The organism is Gluconobacter vitians (genome assembly GCF_015244565.1).
GTDB classification, from domain to species: Bacteria; Pseudomonadota; Alphaproteobacteria; order Acetobacterales; family Acetobacteraceae; genus Gluconobacter; species Gluconobacter vitians.
Genome location: NZ_JABCQG010000001.1, coordinates 302,811 through 324,233 on the forward strand (window position 1 = coordinate 302,811; position 21,423 = coordinate 324,233).

The 21,423-nt window shown below is 62.0% G+C and carries 22 protein-coding genes; 7 read left to right on the forward strand and 15 right to left on the reverse strand.

Translation table 11 applies throughout. The annotated features are described in order from the left end of the window. Positions 1-148: 148 nt before the first annotated feature. The gene (locus HKD24_RS01490; RefSeq protein ID WP_194258734.1) at positions 149-1,477 is read left to right on the forward strand and encodes a penicillin-binding protein activator; all 1,329 of its coding nucleotides are present in this window, start codon (positions 149-151) and stop codon (positions 1,475-1,477) included. An 84-nt stretch (positions 1,478-1,561) separates the two neighbouring features. Here HKD24_RS01490 and HKD24_RS01495 read toward each other — a convergent pair whose 3' ends face one another. From HKD24_RS01495 to pdxH, 7 genes are all read right to left on the reverse strand, one after another. Next, positions 1,562-1,945: a hypothetical protein gene (locus tag HKD24_RS01495; RefSeq protein WP_194258677.1), complete on the reverse strand. Its 384-nt coding sequence runs from the start codon at positions 1,943-1,945 to the stop codon at positions 1,562-1,564. A gap of 171 nt (positions 1,946-2,116) precedes the next feature. Then, on the reverse strand, positions 2,117-3,025 hold the full coding sequence (locus tag HKD24_RS01500) for a lysophospholipid acyltransferase family protein (RefSeq protein ID WP_194258678.1): 909 nt from the start codon (positions 3,023-3,025) through the stop codon (positions 2,117-2,119). Further along, on the reverse strand, positions 3,022-4,005 hold the full coding sequence (lpxK, locus tag HKD24_RS01505) for a tetraacyldisaccharide 4'-kinase (RefSeq protein ID WP_194258679.1): 984 nt from the start codon (positions 4,003-4,005) through the stop codon (positions 3,022-3,024). Before lpxK ends, HKD24_RS01500 begins: the two co-directional genes overlap by 4 nt. Beyond that, on the reverse strand, positions 4,002-5,867 hold the full coding sequence (locus HKD24_RS01510; protein ID WP_194258680.1) for a glycosyltransferase N-terminal domain-containing protein: 1,866 nt from the start codon (positions 5,865-5,867) through the stop codon (positions 4,002-4,004). Before HKD24_RS01510 ends, lpxK begins: the two co-directional genes overlap by 4 nt. Positions 5,868-5,937: 70 nt before the next feature. Beyond that, on the reverse strand, positions 5,938-6,666 hold the full coding sequence (locus HKD24_RS01515; RefSeq protein WP_194258681.1) for a polysaccharide lyase family 7 protein: 729 nt from the start codon (positions 6,664-6,666) through the stop codon (positions 5,938-5,940). Between the two features lie 41 nt (positions 6,667-6,707). Continuing rightward, entirely contained in the window at positions 6,708-7,592 is an 885-nt protein-coding gene (locus HKD24_RS01520; RefSeq protein WP_194258682.1) for a universal stress protein, read from the reverse strand. 48 nt (positions 7,593-7,640) lie between these two features. Beyond that, entirely contained in the window at positions 7,641-8,243 is a 603-nt protein-coding gene (gene pdxH, locus HKD24_RS01525; RefSeq protein ID WP_194258683.1) for a pyridoxamine 5'-phosphate oxidase, read from the reverse strand. A 305-nt stretch (positions 8,244-8,548) separates the two neighbouring features. Between pdxH and fabI the strand changes: the two genes are divergently transcribed. Beyond that, the gene (fabI, locus tag HKD24_RS01530) at positions 8,549-9,400 is read left to right on the forward strand and encodes an enoyl-ACP reductase FabI (RefSeq protein ID WP_011253503.1); all 852 of its coding nucleotides are present in this window, start codon (positions 8,549-8,551) and stop codon (positions 9,398-9,400) included. A 1-nt stretch (position 9,401) separates the two neighbouring features. Continuing rightward, positions 9,402-10,484 (forward strand): chorismate synthase, encoded by a 1,083-nt coding sequence (aroC, locus tag HKD24_RS01535; protein ID WP_194258684.1) that lies wholly within the window; start codon positions 9,402-9,404, stop codon positions 10,482-10,484. A 26-nt stretch (positions 10,485-10,510) separates the two neighbouring features. On the opposite strand, the gene HKD24_RS01540 is transcribed toward aroC, so the two are convergent. Next, positions 10,511-10,942, reverse strand: a complete 432-nt coding sequence (locus HKD24_RS01540) for an OsmC family protein (RefSeq protein ID WP_194258685.1) — start codon at positions 10,940-10,942, stop codon at positions 10,511-10,513. A 459-nt stretch (positions 10,943-11,401) separates the two neighbouring features. On the opposite strand from HKD24_RS01540, the gene HKD24_RS01545 reads away from it, so the two are divergent. Both HKD24_RS01545 and HKD24_RS01550 read left to right on the forward strand, forming a co-directional pair. Further along, the gene (locus HKD24_RS01545) at positions 11,402-13,255 is read left to right on the forward strand and encodes a ribonucleoside-diphosphate reductase subunit alpha (protein WP_407646339.1); all 1,854 of its coding nucleotides are present in this window, start codon (positions 11,402-11,404) and stop codon (positions 13,253-13,255) included. 25 nt (positions 13,256-13,280) lie between these two features. Then, positions 13,281-14,315, forward strand: coding sequence for a ribonucleotide-diphosphate reductase subunit beta (locus HKD24_RS01550; RefSeq protein WP_194258687.1), 1,035 nt, complete (start codon positions 13,281-13,283; stop codon positions 14,313-14,315). A gap of 21 nt (positions 14,316-14,336) precedes the next feature. On the opposite strand, the gene HKD24_RS01555 is transcribed toward HKD24_RS01550, so the two are convergent. Beyond that, complete coding sequence (locus HKD24_RS01555; RefSeq protein ID WP_194258688.1) at positions 14,337-15,179, reverse strand: tRNA1(Val) (adenine(37)-N6)-methyltransferase; 843 nt, start codon at positions 15,177-15,179, stop codon at positions 14,337-14,339. A 150-nt stretch (positions 15,180-15,329) separates the two neighbouring features. On the opposite strand from HKD24_RS01555, the gene HKD24_RS01560 reads away from it, so the two are divergent. Further along, positions 15,330-16,385 carry a polyprenyl synthetase family protein gene (locus tag HKD24_RS01560; protein ID WP_194258689.1) on the forward strand — a complete coding sequence of 352 codons (1,056 nt, stop codon included), beginning with the start codon at positions 15,330-15,332 and terminating at the stop codon, positions 16,383-16,385. Between the two features lie 42 nt (positions 16,386-16,427). On the opposite strand, the gene murI is transcribed toward HKD24_RS01560, so the two are convergent. Both murI and HKD24_RS01570 read right to left on the reverse strand, forming a co-directional pair. Beyond that, entirely contained in the window at positions 16,428-17,273 is an 846-nt protein-coding gene (murI, locus tag HKD24_RS01565; protein WP_194258690.1) for a glutamate racemase, read from the reverse strand. Further along, positions 17,273-18,019 (reverse strand): orotate phosphoribosyltransferase, encoded by a 747-nt coding sequence (locus tag HKD24_RS01570; RefSeq protein ID WP_041112205.1) that lies wholly within the window; start codon positions 18,017-18,019, stop codon positions 17,273-17,275. Before HKD24_RS01570 ends, murI begins: the two co-directional genes overlap by 1 nt. Positions 18,020-18,225: 206 nt before the next feature. Between HKD24_RS01570 and HKD24_RS01575 the strand changes: the two genes are divergently transcribed. Continuing rightward, positions 18,226-18,462 (forward strand): hypothetical protein, encoded by a 237-nt coding sequence (locus tag HKD24_RS01575; protein ID WP_062496812.1) that lies wholly within the window; start codon positions 18,226-18,228, stop codon positions 18,460-18,462. A 16-nt stretch (positions 18,463-18,478) separates the two neighbouring features. Here the strand turns inward: HKD24_RS01575 and HKD24_RS01580 are convergent, their stop codons facing one another. The 4 genes from HKD24_RS01580 to HKD24_RS01595 form a co-directional block, all read right to left on the reverse strand. Then, positions 18,479-19,774 carry a citrate synthase gene (locus HKD24_RS01580; RefSeq protein ID WP_194258691.1) on the reverse strand — a complete coding sequence of 432 codons (1,296 nt, stop codon included), beginning with the start codon at positions 19,772-19,774 and terminating at the stop codon, positions 18,479-18,481. Between the two features lie 92 nt (positions 19,775-19,866). Continuing rightward, positions 19,867-20,376 (reverse strand): SixA phosphatase family protein, encoded by a 510-nt coding sequence (locus HKD24_RS01585; protein WP_228124084.1) that lies wholly within the window; start codon positions 20,374-20,376, stop codon positions 19,867-19,869. A gap of 5 nt (positions 20,377-20,381) precedes the next feature. Continuing rightward, positions 20,382-20,678 (reverse strand): chorismate mutase, encoded by a 297-nt coding sequence (locus HKD24_RS01590; protein WP_194258735.1) that lies wholly within the window; start codon positions 20,676-20,678, stop codon positions 20,382-20,384. A 52-nt stretch (positions 20,679-20,730) separates the two neighbouring features. Next, positions 20,731-21,417, reverse strand: a complete 687-nt coding sequence (locus HKD24_RS01595; protein ID WP_194258693.1) for a metallophosphoesterase — start codon at positions 21,415-21,417, stop codon at positions 20,731-20,733. Positions 21,418-21,423 lie beyond the last annotated feature (6 nt).

A 21,423-nucleotide genomic window follows, 5' to 3' on the forward strand; every position in this document is an offset into this window, starting at 1 on the left:
ATCAGACATCCACCTTCGGCCTGGCCCTGCGCTGGCAGGGCGGCGGCCGGTAACGTTTCAGCCGCATCGCTCAAGGGAGTTTCAGCGGAACATGACTTTTCGGACATCTGCATCCTCGGTGACAAACTCAGGGGCGCATTGTCGCCCGTTGAGCCGTCTGCGCAAGGGTGTAAGCACCGGCCTTGCCGCGGGAACCTTCCTGACCCTTGCTGCCTGCTCGGGTGGCGGGTCATCCTCCGTGCCCGGTGTAGGCGGCATTCCGGGCGTTTCCGAAGGGCCGGGCGCACATGATGTTGGACTGATCCTGCCCCTGACGGGACGCAATGCGGCTTACGGCGCACGGATGCGCGATGCGGCGAAACTGGCACTCTCCACCAAGGGGTCCCCTGCGCTCGACGTGCATGACACGAATGGTCCGGGCGGTGCGGCGCAGGCAGCGCGCGATGCTCTGGCGCGTGGGGATGCGATTCTGCTGGGCCCCCTGACGGCCACCGAGACCGGGATGGCAGCACCGCTGGCCATTAATGCAGGCAAGCCTGAACTGGCTTTCACCAGCGACTCCACACAGGCCCGTCCGGGCGTCTGGGTCATGGGTCTGACGCCGGAGCAGCAGGTGCGCCGGATGGTGGATGCGGCGCGGGCGACGGGACGCAAGACTTTTGCGGCTTTCCTGCCGGATAATGCTTTCGGGCATGCGATGGGTGACGGGCTCGTGCGGGCCTGCCGGGATGCGGGTCTGACGGAGCCCCAGATCGTGTTCCATACGATGGATGCGCAGAACATTGATGACGGGATGAAGTCGCTTTCTGCTATCGAGACACGCCAGCCTCCTGCCGCACCGGCTGCGGATGTGCCCGCCGGGCCGTCCGCGATTGATCCGACGGGAGAAGCTGCGCCTGATACAGCCACGGCGGGAACGACAGGGGCCACCCCGTCCACGACCACGCCGGGAACGCCTGCTGCGACACCGACGCCCGCAGCACCGCCCGCGCCGGTTCCGCCGCCGCCATTCGACGCTCTGGTGCTGGCCGATACAGGGCTGGAACTCGGACGGATCATCACGGCGCTTCAGGCCGACCACATTGATTCGTCACAGGTCCAGATCATGGGACCGGCGCTGTGGAAGGCATTTGATGGCAAGCTCGGTGCGCTACATGGCGCCTGGTATGCGGCGTCCGATGCACATGACCGCATGGGATACGTTGCGCAGTACCGGGCGCTGTACAAACAGGCCCCGTCACCGGTCAGTGATTTCGCCTATGACGCTGCGGCTCTGGCCGGAAGCCTGATCCGCCAAGGCGGTGTGACGACCGAAGCGCTGACGCGGCCGGATGGTTATATGGGTGTGGATGGCCTGTTCCGTCTGCGTCCGGACGGACATGTGACGCGGGCTTTGGCGATCTATCAGATCCAGCGCGGTGGCGGAGCACGTGTTGTGGTGCCGGCATCGCGGGACGTCGCTCTTCGGCCAAGCTGATTAGGATATCCCAAGAAAAAAGCGCGTCCGTTCTTTGAACGGCGCGCTTTTTTTGTGTCTGGACGAGGAAATCCGGGCGCAGGGTCAGGCGGCGTAGGTCTCGGCGAGGGGCAGGACCGGACGGATGACATGCAGGGCGAGTTCGAAGCTGGCATAGCTTCCGAGTTCGTGCTCGCGGATCTGGTCGATCAGCACCCAGCGCATTCCTTGCGGGCGCAGCATGTAGGCCGGATCGGGGTTTTCGCGCACCCAGACCAGAACGTGATCGACAGGCGCGGTACCATCCACATTGACAACATCATGGGCCGCCGGAGCAATTTCCGCGTCGAACACGCCCATCCGCTGTCCGGCTTCCAGCCAGCGCAGGAGATACTCGCGGTGACGGGGCAGAAGGCCCTGGCGCAGAGGCACGATATTGCCTGCGCTGCGGCCATGAGGGAGGTCGTGAAGGTGAGTCACCTGCGCCATCAGGAAGTCCTCATCAAAAAGCCGGGCAAGACACCCGGGTCGTGGTGATGGGTTCAGGCTAGGGTCCGAAAGGGGCGATTCACAATCTTTAATAACGTCTGAAGCGGGTTTCGCGACACAAACCGTCCCTACTGTGACAAATCTGCCATGCTCTAAACGCATAGCTTAACATTATGTTGTCATATTCCGGTACAGTGATTTGTCCCAGCGCCGGTGCAGCCACAGCCATGAGCCCGGGATTTCGCGGATCCATGATTCGAGGCGGTTATTGAACAGCTGCGTCAGGGCGTGGGTGTCTTTCGCGCGGTCGTCACTCTTCTCGGGCAGGAAAGGCGGGTCCACGACCAGCACGAGTCTGGCCGGACCGTCCCGGCGCACATGGCCGGTGACGATCAGGGCGTCATGTCTCAGCGCAAACACGGCTGCGGCGGATGCCGTCATGGCAGGGCGACCGAACAGCCGGGCCTCGATCCCGTCATTCATTTTCTGGTCGCCCAGCACGCCCAGATGCCCGCCTTTGGACAGGTATTTCAGGGCCGAGCGTGCGCCTTTTGCGCCTTTGGGAAACATGGGGACGTCCTGTCCCATGGCATCCTGACGCAGCTGATGGATCAGCCTGTCAACGCCGGGATTGCTCGCCGCACGATAGAAGGAGGCGAATGGCATGCCGTAGCGGGCGACGACCGGCGGCATGAGTTCCCAGTTGCCGATATGGCCTGAAAAGAAGATGACTGGCCGACCTGAGGCTTTTGCAGCCTCAAGGTGTTCGGCACCCTCAACGCTCCAGCCTGCGCCGGAAGGTGTGTCCTGTTTCAGGCGGCCAATATGTGGAAATTCTCCGACGGTGCGGCCCAGATTTTCCCAGCAGTCGCGGACGATCTGCCTGCGGGCTGGCGCATCATATTCGGGGAGGGCCAGTTGCAAATTGCGGTCGGCCACTCTGGAGACGGGCAGCAGTGGGCCGATCGTGCGGGCGACGAAACCTCCGACATTGGAGGATGCTGCGGGAGGCAGGGCGCGGATCGCGGCCAGCAGGCTCCGGACGAGCAGGGTTTCGGCACGGTACAGAAAAGATGTCACGAGGCAGTAAACAGCAGGTCGAGCAGGCGTTCGGGGGATTGCGGGTCGGCCCAGAGCAGTTCCACGCCAATGACTTTGACCTGTGTCCGGAACGGGAATGGCAGTTTCACGGCGTCCTTTGCGGTTGTAACCAGCGTGGTGCCCGATTCCCGGCTGAGGGTCTCGAGGCGCTGGATGTCACGGGGCGTATAGAAATGGTGGTCCGGGAAAGGCAGTGCCCGGATGGGAGCGACACCGGCATCCCGCAGCATGTCGAAGAATTTTTCCGGCCGTCCGATCCCGGCGAAGGCAACAATGCGTCGGCCCTGAAGTTTCCGGATTTCCGGCCCGGGAACCAGCCTTGCCTGCGCGGTCAGAAGGCTGGTCGGGAAAGTGGGTAGAAGATTGTGCCTGTCCTCCCCGATGATGACGGCGGCCTGTGCGCGCGGAAGAGCATCGGCGAGCGGTTCGCGCAGGGGGCCAGCGGGGAGGACGCAACCATTCCCGAAGCCGGACGGTCCGTCCACCACAAGGACAGAAACATCCTTATGGAGCGTCGGGTTCTGGAAGCCGTCATCCATGATCAGGCAGTCGGCGCCCTGGGCGATGGCCAGCCGCGCGGTTTCGGCGCGGTCCGCACCAATCCATGTGGGAGCCGCCTGCGCAAGGAGAAGCGGTTCGTCGCCGACATCGCGGGGCGTGCTGTGACCGGGATTGACCGCGATGGGGCCACGCTCACGGCCGCCATGGCCGCGGCTCAGGATATGGGGATGATAGCCGCGATCCTTAAGACGCTGGACAAGATCAAGGGTGAGGGGGGTCTTGCCTGTTCCGCCAGTGGTGATGTTGCCGCAGCACAGGACCGGGACGGAGGCATGAAAGGTGGGCTGTCTGAGACGGCGGCGGGTGAGTGTCGTGGCGATAAGCGAAAAGGGACGCAGAAGGCGGGCTGCGACGCCGGGGGCGGGACGAAGCCAGAAACGGGGCGGGCGACGTTTCATCGTTCAACCGTGTCCAGGATGCGATCCCGCAGAACGCTCACTACGGAGCGCTGCAACCCTTCTGTCCTGACGGGCGGGAGGGGGGATTCGAGCCATCGTGTCAGACACTCCACATCGTTCACGATCTGGAGTGTATCAGAAACAGCGGCTATTGCCTCCCGCCAGTTCTCCATTTTTGGCCCCGTGGCTGTCGGAACTCCCAGACGCAGCGGCTCGAACGGATTGTGACCGCCGCCTTTTCCGGCAAGGGAATTGCCAAGGAAACAGCGATCGGCCAGCCGGTAGAACAGGCCAAGCTCGCCAAGCGTATCCGCCATCCAGACTGGCGTGTGTGGGGTCGGGTCCTGACCCATGGAGCGTCTTGGGAAGCTGAAACGGGCTGCCAGTTCCGCGCCCCGGGCCGGGTGGCGCGGGACGATGATGGTCAGCAGGTCGGGCAGGAGCCTGCGGGCATTCTCAGCGGCCTGAAGCACCAGTTCTTCTTCACCCGGATGGGTGGAGGCGGCTACGAAGACCGGGCGGTTGCCGATCAGTGTCTTCAGGCGCGCATATTCGGCTTCATCATAGGGAAGGGGCGGTGCATCCTGTTTCAGGTCGCCGTCCTCATAGACCGGAGAGGCGCCAAGCGCGCGGAAACGGGCCGCATCTTCCGGTCCGCGTGCCGCAACCCAGGTCAGGCGCTTCATCATGCGCTGCGCCGGGCCATGCAGGCGGCCCCAGCGTCGGGCCGAGCGGTCTGACAGGCGGCCGTTGACGAGCATGACCGGAATATCGCGGCGCGAGCACGCGGCGATAATGCCGGGCCAGAGTTCGCTTTCAACGAAAATGGCACCTTCCGGCTGCCACAGGTTCAGGAAGCGCCGGAGCCAGCGGGGAACGTCATGGGGGATGAACCGGTGAATGATCCGCTGTCCGTACAGGGGATGCCGCGCCACGATCTCACTGCCGGTGACGGTGGCAGTCGTGAACAGAAGACGCATGTCCGGTCTGGCGGCAAGAAGGGCATCGGCCAGCGGCAGGGCGCAGAGCGTTTCGCCGACGCTTGCGGCATGGATCCAGAGAAGCTGCCCCGTCGGGCGGCGGCCATTGCCCAGCCCCATGCGTTCGCGCAGACGTCCGGGGAGTTCGCGGCCACGATGCAGGCGGATCCGCAGCATGACCGTAAGGGCCGGTGCCAGCACGGTGCCGGCGATACGCCATGCGCGATCGGCGAGATTGGACTGCCGGTGCCGGACAACGCTCTCGGCCCGCCGGGACACATCATTCAATGCGCTCTGGAGAGCTGTCGCGTCAGGCTGGAACAGGGGTTCGCCCATGATCAGGGCACCGCGTCCGAAAGGGAGCGGGAAAATCAGTCCGTCCCATGACGGCAGAGGCAGGCCCGTGCTGGCCAGCCCGACAGGAACCACCGCGCAGCGTGCAAGCCGTGACAGCGCGACGGCTCCGGGCTGCACTTCTTCCGCAGGGCCACGGGGTCCGTCGGGCGTGATCGCGACCAGCGAGCCCGTTTCGAGTTCTTTCAGAGCCGTGCGGAGGACTGCCGCGCCGCCCTTGTTCTTGCCCTTTTTGCCGGACGAGCCGTGGATACCGATGATGCCCCACGGACGCACGACATCGGCGATCAGCATGCCATCCGGATTGCGGGAGATCAGCACCCGCAGTGACAGGCGGGGTTCCAGTGTGCGTGCCCAGAACCACAGGGTCGGGCTCAGTGTCAGGGAGCGGTGCCAGAACGCGACAACCGTGCCCTGATCCGCGGTTGTCAGGGTCTCAAGGGCGCGGGGGGAGCCGCTGACCTGCCAGCGCGTGGAGCGTAGGCAGGCCCCCAGCCACAGGCGCAGGAGGCGCGGAAGCAGTGTCATGGCGTGTCGGGTAGCACGCGGCGTTACAGGCGGCAAAGGCTGTGCATGTTTTCACCCGGCGCTGCGGCCATCACGGCGCCGGATGACGGACATCAAGGGATGTGAAGGTCACGCGGGCCATGTCGCCATGACAGGGCATGTGCCATCCGGTCTGGCCTGCCACGGCCTCAAACCACATGACCGGCGCTGTTGCAGCGACAGGCATGGGAAGCACGCTGCGAGTTCCGTTGACGATGATCTGCAGCGTGCCACTGGGGCGGGATGAAATCGTGTAGCTGATATGGCGGTCCGGATAGATCGTCCCGGCGGTAATACGGCGCGTGCTGGTGCCGTCATGGACGATGGCGGTCACCTGCGAATGACGGTTGTCGGCAACCAGTTCGGCGACGGGGCCATGCGGGCTCTGGATACGCCCGACTATGACGCGCTGGTCGCTGGGCCAGGTGTCGATATGCAGGCTGGCACTCATATCGGCCGGGGTCTGCTGGAAGTACCAGGCCGTGCCTTCACGCAGGACCGTTGCAGGGGCCGTCTGTCCCTGGATGGAGGGCTGGAGCCCGTCCGTCTGCAGGGTAATCGCACCTGTCGCCGTATTCCGTTGGTAAAACGGGCTGTGATACCCGGCTGCAAGCGTGTTGCCCGGAATGAGGCGCAGCTTCAGGCGTGCGGCCGGTTCCTGAAGGGTGAAGCTGCCTGCCTGTGGTGGCTGCGGCGTGTCCATGCCCCATGCGGGTGTCAGGGCTGGACCTGCCAGGGCAAGGGTCAGGCAGGTCGCACAGACAAGGCGGGACAGGGACATGATGGATCCTTCAGGAAAACGGGCAGGCGGGAAAAATATCTTCAGCGGCTCATGAGAACGGTCAGCTGAGCCTTTTCAAGAATGTGACGGGTCACGCCACCCAGAATCATCTGGCGCAGGCGGGAGTGGGAATAGGCGCCCATGCCCAGCATATCGGCATTGAACTCCGTAGCCGCTTTCAGCAGACCCGCACCGATGTCACGGTTGATGGCCCCGAATTCGCGGGTCGTGGCGGAAATGCCGTGCATCCGCAGATAGGTCACGACCTCATCCGCACCCGGACCACGACGCTGGTAATCCTGACAGGTCAGAACCTGCACGGCTTCGGCCTTGTGAGCCCAGGGCAGGATGCAGCGCAGGGCCAGCGAGGCTTCCGGTGTGCCGTTCCAGGCGATGGCAATCCGCTTGCCCACCGTCTTCGGCGGTGTGGGAGGCGCGATCACCAGAGGGCGTCCGCTGTCAAAGAGAATGGCGTGCAGTGTCTCGGAAGCACGCGGATCGCCGTCCTTGGCCAGGTTCGGGACCAGCGTCATGTCGGCCAGACGCGAACGCCATGTCAGGGAATCATGCTCGGTCCCGTTGAGGACATCGAGGCTGGCGCTGACGCCATCGCCCGCGGAGGAGCCGATCTTGGAGGGCTCGACGCGGCGGATGCCGTGTTCATGAATGAAACTGTCGAAAGCCTTGCGGATCGAGATCGCGCGGCGCTGGGCCTCGGTCGTGGCCGTGTCGATCATTTCATTGACCATGCCGGCCGAAATGCCTTCACCCGCAAGCGTCGCGACCTCGGACGGGTCCGAGCCGACCACGACGGCCGACAGATGGGCTTCGAAACGGCGCGCGAAATCAAGCGCCACTGACATGACGGCTTCGAGGTCACCGGAGCCGTTCAGGGGGAGAAGGATATTCTTGATATCAATAAGCATGGGTAAAGGCTCCCCGGCCAAAAATCTTTGTACGTCGTTCTGATGTATTTACGGATAAAGTCGCGTGACGTTCCATCCGTTTCCATCACGTGTCCACACAGCCCGGTCATGCAGGCGATAGGGCCGGTCCTGCCAGAATTCGATGGCCTCGGGGACTACGCGGAATCCGGACCAGTTGGCGGGGCGGGGGATCGGACCATCGCCATATTTTTCGTCCGCAGCCTTCAGGCGCTCCTCGAACGTGCTGCGATCATCCAGCGGGCGGGACTGGTCCGAGGCAATGGCGCCAAGACGGGACATGCGCGAGCGGCTTGCGAAATAGGCGTCGGCTTCTTCCGCGCTGACAGCCTCGACCAGTCCTTCGATCCGGATCTGGCGGCGCAGGGACTTCCAGTGGAACAGCAGGGCGGCATGCGGATTGGCCAGAAGCTCGCGCCCCTTGCGGCTTTCGAGATTGGTATAGAAGACAAAGCCCCGCTCATCCGCGCCCTTGAGCAGCAGCATCCGTACGGACGGGCGTCCGTCCGGCGTGGCGGTCGCGACGGCCATCGCATTGGGATCATTCGGCTCGGACTTTTCCGCATCCGACATCCAGGCCGCGAACAGGGCAAAAGGATCGGCCTTGAGGTCAATCAGGGGAATGTCGGACATGGGAGTCTCCTTGGTAACAAGATCGGCGCGGCAGGACCGGGCCGCCATGCTCGCAGTCATAGCGCGTCCGGTCGGGTCCATCCATGTGGAGAGTTTAAGAGCGCTCTGCATGTCATGCCTTGATCTGGGACAGTGCACGAAAAATAAGTACGGTCTGTTAAGACGAGTGCTTTCCGCAGGTCCCAGTGATGCCTTAATGCCCAGTTTGCAGGCAAAAAACGGCGTAATGGTCGCAAAGTCTTGTCTGTCACGGGCGCTTGTGCAACCACGGCCCTCAATACGCCAACGCGATTCAGGAAATCACCATGTCTGAAACGGAAGACAATATCCCGGCTCCAGTGACCGGCACGCTCATGAAGGGCAAGCGCGGTGTGATCATGGGTGTTGCCAACAAGCACTCCATTGCCTGGGCCATTGCTAGCGCCTGTGCGGCACAGGGTGCGGAACTTGCTTTCACCTATCAGGGTGAGGCGCTGGGCAAGCGCGTTCGTCCGCTGGCCGAGAGCGTGGGCTCCTCGCTGGTCCTGCCCTGCGATGTGAGCAATGACGACGCCATCAACGCGACGTTCGACGAGATCGAGAAGAGCTGGGGCAAGATCGACTTCGTACTTCACGCCATCGCTTTCGCCGACAAGCAGTATCTCCGCGGCCGCTACATCGATACGCCGCGTGATGCCTTCCTGCAGGCCATGGACATCTCCTGCTATTCTTTTGTGGCTGTCGCGCGCCGTGCATCCGCAATGATGAATCCGGGCGGCTCGTTCCTGAGCATGACCTATCTCGGTGCCGAGCGCGTCATGCCACATTATAATGTAATGGGTGTGGCCAAGGCTGCTCTGGAAGCTTCCGTGCGCTACATGGCTGCCGATCTGGGCCGTGACGATATCCGTGTGAACGGCATCTCGGCTGGCCCGATCATGACGCTGGCCGCCAACGGGATCAGCGATTTCCGCTACATCCTGCGCTGGAACCAGCTCAATGCGCCGATGGAGCGTAACGTCACCCTCAAGGACGTTGGCGGTTCGGGCATGTACCTGCTTTCCGACCTGTCCAGCGGTGTGACGGGCGAAATCCATCACGTGGATTGCGGCTACCACACGGTCGGCATGAAGAACCCGGACGCTCCGGACATCGCAGCGGTCGGTTCCGGGAACTGACATGTCGGACAACAGCTTCGGGAAGCTCTTTCGCGTCACGACCTGGGGTGAAAGTCATGGACCGGCCATTGGCTGCGTCATCGATGGCTGCCCACCCCGCCTGAAGCTGTCCGAAGAGGACATCCAGCCCTGGCTCGACCGTCGTCGGCCGGGGCAGTCCCGCTTTACCACGCAGCGCCGGGAGCCGGATCAGGTCCGGATCCTCTCAGGCGTTTTTGAAGGGCAGACGACCGGAACGCCCATTTCGCTTATGATCGAGAATACCGATCAGCGGTCGAAGGATTACGGCGATATCGCAACCCGCTATCGCCCCGGTCATGCCGACATCGCCTACGACATGAAATACGGCATCCGCGACTATCGCGGGGGCGGACGCTCCTCGGCGCGCGAGACAGCCATGCGGGTTGCAGCGGGTGCCGTGGCGCGTGTGCTGCTCAGAATGCTGGTGGGTGAGGGCGTGAAAATCCGTGCCGCCCTGACGGGAATCGGTGGCCAGACCATCGATCCGTCCCGCTGGGACTGGGACGAGGTCGAGCGCAATCCGCTGTGGTGTCCGGATGCGGAATCCGTGGGGCCATGGGAAGCGTTGCTCGACTCTATTCGCAAGGATGGATCATCGATCGGGGCGACTGTCGAAGTCGTGGCGGAAGGTCTGCCTGCCGGACTCGGCGCGCCGGTTTACGGCAAGCTTGATGCTGATCTGGCGAGCGCCATGATGGGCATCAATGGTGTGAAGGGCGTCGAGATTGGGGACGGTTTTGCTGTAGCCGCTCTGCGCGGTGAGCAGAATGCTGATCCGATTGCACCGGGGCCACAGTTCGCCTCAAACCATGCCGGCGGCATTCTGGGCGGTATTTCAACGGGACAGCCTATCATGGCGCGTTTTGCGATCAAGCCGACCAGCTCGATCCTTACGCCTGTTCCGAGCATCACGCGCGACGGAGAGTCCGTCGAGGTGATGACGAAGGGTCGGCACGATCCCTGCATCGGTATTCGGGCCGTGCCGGTCGCTGAAGCGATGATGGCCTGTGTGCTGGCCGATCACCTGCTGCGCGATCATGCGCAGTGTGGCTGGGGGCGTTAGGCCCCAGCCTTTCGGTATCGGGCGCCTCAGCCTTCGAAGGTGGCGTCCAGCGTGATCTTGGCGTCGATGACCTGTGACAGCGGGCAGCCTTCCTTGGCCTTGTTGGCAATATCCAGGAACTGCGTTTCCGATGCGCCGGGAACCTTGCCACGCAGCGTCAGGTGAGACTCCGTGATGGCAAAACCTTCACCGGACTTGTCCAGAGACACCGTGGCTTTCGTCTCCAGGGATTCTGCCTTGAAGCCGGCCTGTTCGAGCATCATGGACAGCGCCATGGTGAAACAACCGGCATGGGCCGCGCCGAGCAACTCCTCGGGGTTTGTGCCGGGCTTGTCTTCAAAACGGGTGTTGAAGCCATAGGGCTGGTTCTGCAGGGCGCCGCTCTGCGTGGAAATCGTGCCTTTGCCGTCCTTGAGGCCGCCGCTCCAGTGGGCTGAGGCTGTCTTCTTGATGGTCATGATGGGCTCTTCCATGTTGTGGGCTCGCCTGTTCAAACGTGACATGTCATGGATCGTTGCCCGCGTCGGTGTTCACGAAATTTCCCGATCCTGTGACTGCCATCACACAGTGGAAAAGTGCCTTGGGAAAACTCTTGGGATAACAGTCTGATAGGGGCGGTTTTCTGCGATCGGCACTATATCTAGGGGCATTCACGAAATCCTTCCCTAGATATAGGCGAGGCCAAATTCACACCTCTTCCGATTTTGCAAGCGAACTTCGTGCTTGCGGTCGGGTTCGGAGTGATGGAAATGAGTGCTCAAGAATTCAAAAATAGATGCCCGGCGGAGAGAGCGATGACCCTTCATGACGTGACGATGGACGTGTCCGAAAAGACTGATCGCGCCCATGACGTGCGTCCGCCGCTTGACCATCCCATCGGTGAAGCGCCGCTTCCGGGTGATGCCGATTCCGCAGACATGTTTGACGATGTCGTGCAGCTTCCTGGCCATCATGCCGTGCGGGTGGACCGTTCGCGCGACTCCCTGCTGACGGATTTCGGCAAGGCGACTCTGAACAACCGCTACCTGTTGCCGGGCGAGGACTATCAGGCGCTTTTTGCGCGTGTGGCCTCCTATTACGGCGCGGATGCGGGCCATGCGCAGCGGATCTATGACTACATTTCCCGCCACTGGTTTATGCCGGCTACGCCTGTTCTGTCCAATGGCGGCACCGAGCGCGGCCTGCCGATTTCCTGCTTCCTGAACGAGGCTGAGGACAGCCTCTCGGGAATCGTGGGGTTGTGGAACGAAAATGTCTGGCTGGCGTCCAAGGGTGGCGGCATTGGCTCCTACTGGGGCAATCTGCGTTCCATCGGCGAGAATATCGGCCGCAACGGCAAGACGTCCGGCGTCATTCCGTTCATCCGCGTCATGGACAGCCTGACGCTGGCCATTTCGCAGGGTTCGCTCCGTCGCGGCTCGGCTGCGGTGTATCTGCCGGTCTGGCATCCGGAAGTGGAAGAATTCGTTGAGATGCGCCGCCCGACCGGTGGTGATCCCAACCGCAAGGCCCTGAATTTGCATCACGGCGTGCTCGTGACGGATGCGTTCATGCGTGCGGTTGAAGCGGACGAGGAATGGGCGCTTCTGTCACCGAAGGATCACAGCACGATCCGCAAGGTGTCGGCCCGTGCGCTGTGGATCCGTATCCTGACGGCACGGATGGAGCAGGGCGAGCCCTACATCATCTATTCCGACCATGTGAACCGCGCCCGTCCGGAGCATCACAAGCTGGCCGGGCTGGAAGTGAAGACCTCCAATCTCTGCGCCGAAATCACGCTGCCAACCGGCATCGACCATCACGGCAAGAACCGTACGGCTGTCTGCTGCCTGTCCTCGCTCAATCTTGAGACCTGGGACGAGTGGAAGGATGATCCGCAGTTCATCGAAGACGTGATGCTGTTCCTCGATAACGTGCTGCAGGACTTCATCGATCGCGCACCGGACGATATGGCGCGGGCGAAGTATGCCGCCGCGCGTGAGCGTTCGGTCGGTCTGGGCGTGATGGGATTCCACTCCTTCCTTCAGGCCCGGATGATCCCGTTCGAGTCCGTGATGGCGAAGGTCTGGAACCGGAAGATTTTCGAGCACATCCGCAAGCAGGCCGATGCTGCGTCGAAGCATCTGGCGGAAGTGCGCGGTCCATGCCCCGATGCTGCCGAATACGGCTTTATGGAGCGTTTCTCGCATAAGCTCGCCATTGCCCCGACGGCCTCGATTTCCATCATCACGGGCAATGCGAGCCCTGGGATCGAGCCGATCAGCGCGAATGTGTTCCTGCAGAAAACGCTCTCGGGCTCGTTCTCGGTGCGTAACCGCCACCTGAAGAAAATTCTGGAAGAGCGCGGTTATGACACGGACGAAGTCTGGTCGGCCATCACGCTGAACAAGGGCTCCGTGCAGAACCTCGACTTCCTGACGCAGGACGAGAAGGACGTGTTCAAAACGGCGTTCGAACTCGACCAGCGCTGGGTCGTCGAACATGCTGCCGACCGTGCACCGTTCATCTGTCAGGCGCAGTCGGTGAACCTGTTCCTGCCGGCCGACGTTCACAAGCGCGACCTGCACCAGATCCATTTCCAGGCGTGGAAGAAGGGCCTGAAGTCCCTGTACTACTGCCGCTCCCTGTCCGTGCAGCGCGCGGATGCCGTGTCCAACCTCGCGGTGAAGAGCGACATTCTGGAAGACGAAAAATACGAAGCCACGGCTCAGGCTGCCCCGCGCGGCGAGATGAGCAGCGGCGATTACGAAGAGTGCCTGTCCTGCCAGTAATGGCGGGATGTGAAAGGACGCGATCATGAGCGACACGACCCCGACCACCGGTTCTCAGAATGCCGGAACCCAGGCCGAGCAGCATTTCGACCTGATGACCGCCAACCCGGTCTACAAGCCCTTCCGCTACCCCTGGGCCTATGACGCCTGGCTGACCCAGCAGCGCGTCCATTGGCTGCCGGAAGAAGTGCCGCTGGCCGATGATGTGAAGGACTGGCACCGCACGCTGACGGAAGCCGAACGTCATCTCGTGACGCAGATCTTCCGCTTCTTTACGCAGTCGGACGTGGAAGTAAACTCCGCGTACATGAAGTATTACAGCCAGGTCTTTAAACCGACTGAAGTGCTGATGATGCTGTCCGCGTTCTCAAACATCGAGACGATCCACATCGCTGCGTATTCCCATCTTCTTGATACGATCGGGATGCCCGAGACCGAGTATTCGGCCTTCCTGAAATACAAGGAGATGAAGGACAAATACGATTTCATGCAGTCGTTCAACATCGACAACAAGCGTGAAATCGCCAAGACCATGGCGGCCTTCGGGGCGTTCATGGAAGGACTTCAGCTGTTCGCGTCCTTCGCGATCCTGCTGAACTTCCCGCGCTTCAACAAGCTCAAGGGCATGGGGCAGATCGTGTCCTGGTCGGTGCGTGACGAGACGCTGCACTGCCTGTCCATGATCCGCCTGTTCCGCACCTTCGTCCGCGAAAACAGCGAAATCTGGACGCCGGATTTCCGCGAGGAACTGACGCAGATCTGCCGGACTACGGTCGAGCATGAAGATGCGTTCATTGATCTGTGCTTCGAGATGGGTCCGGTCGAGGGCATGTCCTCCGAGGACGTGAAGCGTTACATCCGCTTTATTGCTGACCGTCGCCTGACGCAGCTGGGTCTGGACCCGGTCTATGGGCAGGAAAGCAATCCGCTGCCGTGGATCGACGACATGCTGAATGCCGTCGAGCACGCTAACTTCTTCGAGAACCGTTCGACCGAATACTCCCGCGCGTCCACGTCCGGGACCTGGGAAGAAGCGTTCGAAGGCAACATCTTCAGCTAAGATCCATCGTGTGGAGAAGCCTTAGCCTTCGGGCAGGGCTTCTCCGTCCCGCAGGACACGTTCGGCCGCAACAGTGAAGCGGCCGCCTGCCTCATGCAGGACCAGCCCGGCACGCAGCCGGAAAATCCCGCGGCCTCCATGCACCGCGCGGACCAGAACCAACTTCGCTTCACGTCCCTGACGGGCCCAGAAGGGGTAGAACTGGATCGAACCACAGCCGTTTTCCAACAATGTCTGGCATGCCCGGTCTGCAACCGCAGCGGACAGCACGAATGTCAGTGTCCCTCCCGGTAGCACCCATTTCGTCAGGGCTCGGATCCACTCCTCCGGCGCGGTTGTCTCTGCACTCAGGGCAAGTCGGCGTCTGGTATCGGGCGAGGGCGTTCCGTGTGGGCTGTGCCAGGGTGGGTTGGCCATGACATGATGAAAACGGCCGTTTGCGGTTGGTGTGAGCGCGCGCAGGGTTCTGGGAATGTCGGGCAGGTGGGCCTGAAGGATCTGGAGCTCGGGGAGGCCAGTCGGACCGAAATTGTTCCGGATGTTCCATTCAGCCAGCTTGATGGTTTCTGGATCGGCTTCCAGTCCGACTCCATGCACACCTGGAATGCGGGCCGAAAGACACAGGAGTGCGGCACCGGCGCCACAGCCGGCTTCCAGAACCGTTTCGCCCGGTCTCGCTGGAATGGAAGCAGCCATCAGGACCGGCTCAAGCCCGGTCCGGTAGCCCCTGCTGAACTGGTCATAGCGGACCCGTCCCCCCAGTAGGGAGCCTTCCTCCCGTGCGGGGCAAAGCGTGGCAAATGAGCCATCGGGAAGGGGCTTCGGGGGCTGCAATGGGTTGACCGTCTTCCTGCTGCCGCTCATATGGTCTTTCCAACCTGTCGTCCGGCGTTACATGGCCCGTTCGTTCTTCCCGCGACAGGAAAGAAAGAGGCGGGCCACGCCACATCATATCGTGCCCGTGCGGTCCTGGGCCAGTCTCCGGGTCCGTTGCGGGAACTGGAGTAATGACCCTTGGATTCTGCCGCACCGGACGTTTCTGCGACCGTTGACAAAGCTGTGGTCAGGGATGCAGGGGGCGAGAGCGCCCTTTCCGCTCTGTCCGCCTACCTGGAACAGGACATGCAGGCCTGCAACCGTGCGATCATCGCGCGGATGGAGAGCCCGGTCCCGCTCATTCCGCAGCTTGGCGCCCATCTTGTCGCGGCTGGCGGCAAGCGTTTGCGACCCCTGCTGACACTCGCCTCCTCCCGTCTGTGCGGCTACCAGTCGACTCCTGAAAACCAGCGTCATGTTGGTCTGGCGGCCTGCGTGGAGTTCATCCATACGGCGACGCTGCTTCACGATGATGTGGTCGATGAGAGCAACCTGCGTCGAGGTCTGGCCTCGGCCAATGCCGTCTTCGGCAACAAGGCCTCCGTCCTGGTGGGCGACTTCCTGTTTGCACGGTCTTTCCAGCTGATGACGGCAGATGGCTCGCTCAAGGTTATGGCGATCCTGTCCGATGCTTCGGCGACCATTGCCGAAGGCGAAGTCCTTCAGATGGTGACGCAGAACGACCTGTCCACGCCGGTCGATCGCTATCTCGAAGTCATTCACGGCAAGACGGCCGCCCTGTTCGCGGCGGCCTGCCGTGTCGGTGCAGTGGTCGCGGATCGTCCGGAAGCGGAAGAGCTGGCGCTGGACCGTTTCGGGACCAATCTGGGCATGGCATTCCAGCTGGTCGATGATGCTCTGGATTATGCAGCTGACCAGCAGATCCTTGGCAAGACGGTTGGCGACGACATGCGTGAAGGCAAGATCACCCTGCCGGTTCTGGCCGCCTATGAAGCCGGATCTGCGGAAGACCGGGCCTTCTGGGAGCGTGTGATCGAGAAGGGCGAGCAGACGGAAGCGGACCTGCCGCATGCTCTGGATCTGATCGAGAAGACGGGTGCGATTGCCACGACTATTGCCCGCGCCCAGGCCTATGCAGCCGAGGCCGTGGATGCGCTGTCCATTTTCCCGGAAAGCGAACTGCGTCGCCTGATGATCGAGACGGTTCAGTACACCGTCGACCGCGCACGCTGAGATGCACGAGACGCCCTGTCTTTAAACCGACAGGGCGTTTTTTCAGGCTCCTACTGTCTGCAGGGCAGGAGCTGTGAACAGTTCCCATTCGTTGAACCCGAGCCGCTTTGCGGCTGTCTCCAGCCTTACCGCTTCCTGGGGCGCGCGAGTCATAAGAAGCCTGCCTGCCTGTAAGATTTCAGACAGGCGTTCGGCAGTCTGCAAGACTGTTCTGACCTGACGCGCAACGGCGGGAGCTGGGTCCAGCCAGGTGACGCCATCCGGTGAAAGGCGCTCGAAGGCGTCCATCAGAAATGTGTAATGGGTGCAGCCCAGTCCGACCGTGTCGATCTCATCGCCATGAGGCTGGCTGAAAAGACAGTGCAGTTCGTGCTGCACGTCCGCATCCGCAATGGTTTCGCCCAGAAAGGCACGCTCTGCCAGATCGGCCAGCCTGCGGGCGCCATGCGTGATCAGGCGGCAGTCTGATGCGAAGTCCCGGTGAAGCTGGAGGATGTAGGGGCGTCGTGCGGTCGCGGATGTTGAAAGCAGGCCGATGACCCGGCTTGTCGAAACGCGCCCGGCCCAGCGGATCGGGGGCACGCATCCGACTACCGGAATCTTCAGCCGTTCCCGAAGGGCAGGAAGGGCAATTGTGCTGGCGGTGTTGCAGGCAATAACCAGAACGTCGGGCTGAAGACGCTCGCAGGCGGCACACAGAAGGCTGACGATCCGGGAAGTCAGCAGATCGTCAGGCTGTTCGCCATAGGGAAACAGGGCCGTATCGGCGAGATAATCGATATGCAGGGCGGGGAGGAGATCGCGCAGGGCCTGCACGACCCCCATCCCGCCAATGCCGGAGTCAAAAACCAGACTCCGGCCGACTGGCACGGATGCGCCAGTGTCCATCAGGCTTCGGCTTTGGCCTTGAGAGCCAGCGCCTCTTCCGCGCTGCTCACGCCGCCATGCTTCTTGGACCAGCCGCAGGGGTCTTCCAGGAAGCGGCGGACTTCGGCGCTGTCCTTTTCGGAGAAGTAGTCACCGCCGGCACAGGCTTCCAGAACGTCCCACCAGGTGCAGAGCGAATGGAGCGAGATGTCCATGTCCGCCAGCGTCTTATGGGCGCCCGGGAACACGCCATAGAAGAACACAACGAAGGTGTGGTTCACGATGGCGCCGGCATCGCGCAGGGCATTGGCGAATCGGATCTTGGACGCGCCGTCCGTCGTCAGATCCTCGACCAGCAGGGTGCGCATGCCTTCGGGCACATCACCTTCGATCTGCGCGTTGCGGCCGAAACCCTTCGGCTTTTTGCGCACATAGGCCATCGGCGTCATCATCCGGTCCGCGATCCAGGCGGCGAACGGGATACCGGCGGTTTCGCCACCGACGACAGCGTCGATGCTTTCATAGCCGATATGACGGCCGATCTTCTCGACGGCCAGTTCCATGATCTTGGTGCGGGCGCGCGGGAAGAAAATGATTTTGCGGCAGTCGATATAGACCGGGGACTTCCAGCCGGACGTCAGGGTATAGGGCTCTTCCGGGCGGAAGTTGATGGCCTTGATCTCAAGCAGGATACGGGCCGTGGTGAGGGCCGCGTCACGGTCCCACTGGGTGCGGCCCGCCATCGGGCTTTCGGCGAACTGGGTCATGCTTGTCTCCGCTGACGTCGTTTTCTCGTGGTTTACCGGGCTGTTGCCGGGAAGGGTAGGGGCAATATGGCCCGGTTTCGGAACGGATGAACTTTAATCGGACCTGTCAGTGTCTTCGGTCCCGTCGATCTTCGTGCTTGCATGGGAAGCCATGGAGTTCTAGGGAGAGATATCGATATTCATTCTCATTTACGGCAGGAACAGAAGTGAGCATAGAGACCAGTCGGATCGGCCGGAAATGCGAACGCGCTGTTGTGACGGCCTATCAGGAACTGCGTGAAGTCGGCCAGCCGGACATGCAGGCCTTTGCCGCCTGCACGACGCTGTACCGCATCCATCATCCCGAATCCTCCGTGAAAGAGGCCAGACGGCTTGTGGCCGAATGGATCGACCATCACGTCATCCGTCAGGCCCGAGGCCAGACGCCAGGCTGCGACTGCTGAACTTTGCAGAGGAGCCTCAGCTCCTCTCGCTCATCTGGACGAAACTCCGTTCCGCTGCGCCGATATAGAGCTGCCTTGGGCGGCTGATGCGCACGGACGGCTCCTCGATCATTTCCTTCCACTGACTGACCCAGCCGACCGTCCGCGCGACCGCGAACAGAACGGTGAACATGCTCTTGGGAATCCCAAGCGCCTTGAGGATCAGTCCGGAATAGAAATCCACATTCGGATAGAGACGGCGGCTGACGAAATAATCGTCCTCGGTCGCCACGCGTTCAAGCTCCATGGCTAGGTCGAGCAGCGGATCACGCTTGAGGCCGAGCTCCTCGATAACTTCATGGCAGGTCGCCTGAAGGATCTTCGCGCGCGGGTCGAAGTTCTTGTAAACGCGGTGGCCGAAGCCCATCAGGCGCACGCCGGAATTGCGGTTCTTGACCTGCTCGAGGAAGGCCGGGATGCCGTCACGGGTGCCGATGGATTCCAGCATACTGAGAGCGGCTTCGTTTGCACCGCCATGTGCCGGCCCCCAGAGTGCCGCAATACCTGCCGCAATACAGGCATAGGGGTTTGCACCGGTTGAGCCGACGAGGCGCACGGTCGTCGTGGAGGCGTTCTGCTCATGATCGGCATGCAGCAGAAGGATGCGATCCATGGCCCGCGCCAGCACCGGATTGACCCGGTAATGATTGCCCGGCCGGGCAAACAGCATGTGCAGGAAGTTCTCGGAGAACGACATTTCCTCATCGGGGTAGATGAAAGGCTCACCGATAGAATATTTGTAGGCCCAGGCGGCGATGGTCGGGACCTTGGCGATCAGGCGACGGGCGGACAGATCGCGGGTCGCAGGCTGCGAAATGTCCACATCATCATGATAAAAGGCCGAAAGCGCGCCGACCGTACCGCACAGGATGGCCATGGGATGCGCATCGCGGCGGAAGCCGTTGAAGAAGTTCCGGATCTGCTCGTTCAGCAGGCGGTGGGTGTTCATGTCCGTGCGGAAGGCTTGATACTGCGCGGCAGTCGGCAGTTCGCCATAGAGCAGCAGATAGGCCGTCTCGGTGAAGCTGGCATTGAGAGCCAGATCCTCGATCGGATAGCCACGGTGCAGCAGCACGCCCTTGTCGCCGTCAATATAGCTGATGGCGCTGGTGCAGGTGGCCGTGCTCCCCAGTCCCGGATCATAGGAGAACATGCCTGTTTTCTGGGACAGGGCACGCATGTCCACGACGTCCGGACCGATTGTCCCTTCCAGAACTGGAAACTGACGGCTGAGGCCATCGAGACCAAAGGTTGCGGAGCGTTTTTCGGACATAGGGATAATAAACCGGCCTGAGAGTAAGGATATTATTCTGTTTTACGTCCGAAAGGTTTTTTATGTCCAGAGACGCCCTTCGGATGATATTTTCAGGGTTGCAGCAGTCTGACGGGCTGGACCGTGGACGGTCGAACGTCCAGCCAGTCTCCCGGAACATCAAAGACCGTCAGCCCTGCCAGCGGATAGCCTCGGTTGAGTGCTGAGAACTGCCCACCCTGAAGGGCCGGACCAAGGAGATCACAGGCAAACTCGCTAATGGTGGGGTTATGGCCGACGATCAGCAGCGTTTGAACGGCTTCGGACGTGGCGTGGATGAGGCCGTAAAAATCATCTGCCACGGCGGAATAAAGGCTGTCTTCGAGTGTGAAGGCAGGCGCATTGCTCAATGCATCCAGCACGCCCTGTGCGGTCTGCCGGGTCCGTGCAGCGGGGCTGCACAGGATCTGCATGGGGCTGGGCAGGTCAAGCGTGGCAATCTGCCGGCCAATACTGGCGGCCTGCTCCTGTCCCTTCGGGGTGAGCACACGGGCCCGGTCACCGCTCTCTGTCCGGACATGGGGAACGGCTTCGGCGTGGCGCAGAAGAAGGAGGCGGCGCATGGACATCAGTCCTCCGATGCCTGACGGGCGTTTGCGGCGATGGCTTCGTGATGTCGGATGACCTCGCGGATAACGAATGCCAGAAATTTCTCGGCGAAATCGGGATCCAGATGCGCATCCCGTGCAAGCTGGCGCAGGCGTTCGATCTGCCGCGTCTCCCGGGACGGGTCGGCCGGAGGAAGATGGGCGCGGGCCTTGAGCTTCCCGACTTCCTGCGTGCAGCGGAAGCGCTCCGCCAGCATGTGGATCAGTGCAGCGTCGATGTTGTCGATACTGGCACGCAGGCGTTCGAGTTCGGCCATCGCGGGATCGGAGCCGGCCGGATCAGGGTTGCGGGGCGTGGAAGGGACAGGCTTAGGGTTCATTCAGATCGATCCATGCAAGATGGCCACCTTTTCCGGCACCGAGATCGGTGAAGATGGCCGTACCGCCCAGACGACCCGTCCGGCGCCAGGGGCGGCCGTCCGTCGAGCGGCGGTCATGGCCAACATAGACCATCATTCCTTCGGGAATGCGGTTGATCCAGGTCAGGCGGCGTTCGGGATAGCCATCCGGCTGCATGCGGCCGGTGGTTTCCCCAAAAAGGGCGCGGGAAAGCGGCGCGGACATCTCGCCCAGACCCGGAACGGGGGAAAGGGACAGCATCGCCGTATGGAAGCCGCCATGCACGAACAGCGAGCGCCCGATCCGCAGCCAGGTCGGGGCCTTGTCGATTGCCTCGTAGGCGCGTTCGGGCAGACCTTCATATTCCGGAAGGGAAATCTGCCGTAGCGTTTCCTCAAGGGGCGGGTCACGGCGCAGGCGGCGACCTTCGAGGGCACGGCCCAGCTTGCGGTCGTGATTGCCCAGGATGAACAGACCGCGCTGCTGTTCCAGAAGTTCGAGCATCAGTTCCAGCACACCGGCGCTGTCCGGCCCGTGATCCACAAGGTCCCCGAGCTGGATGACAAAGCGGTCCGTTGCCGTTGCGTGCCGGAAAGCGTTGAAATCACCATGTACGTCTCCCACCACGCGGATGCCGTGTTCACGGATTCGCGTCATGACGGG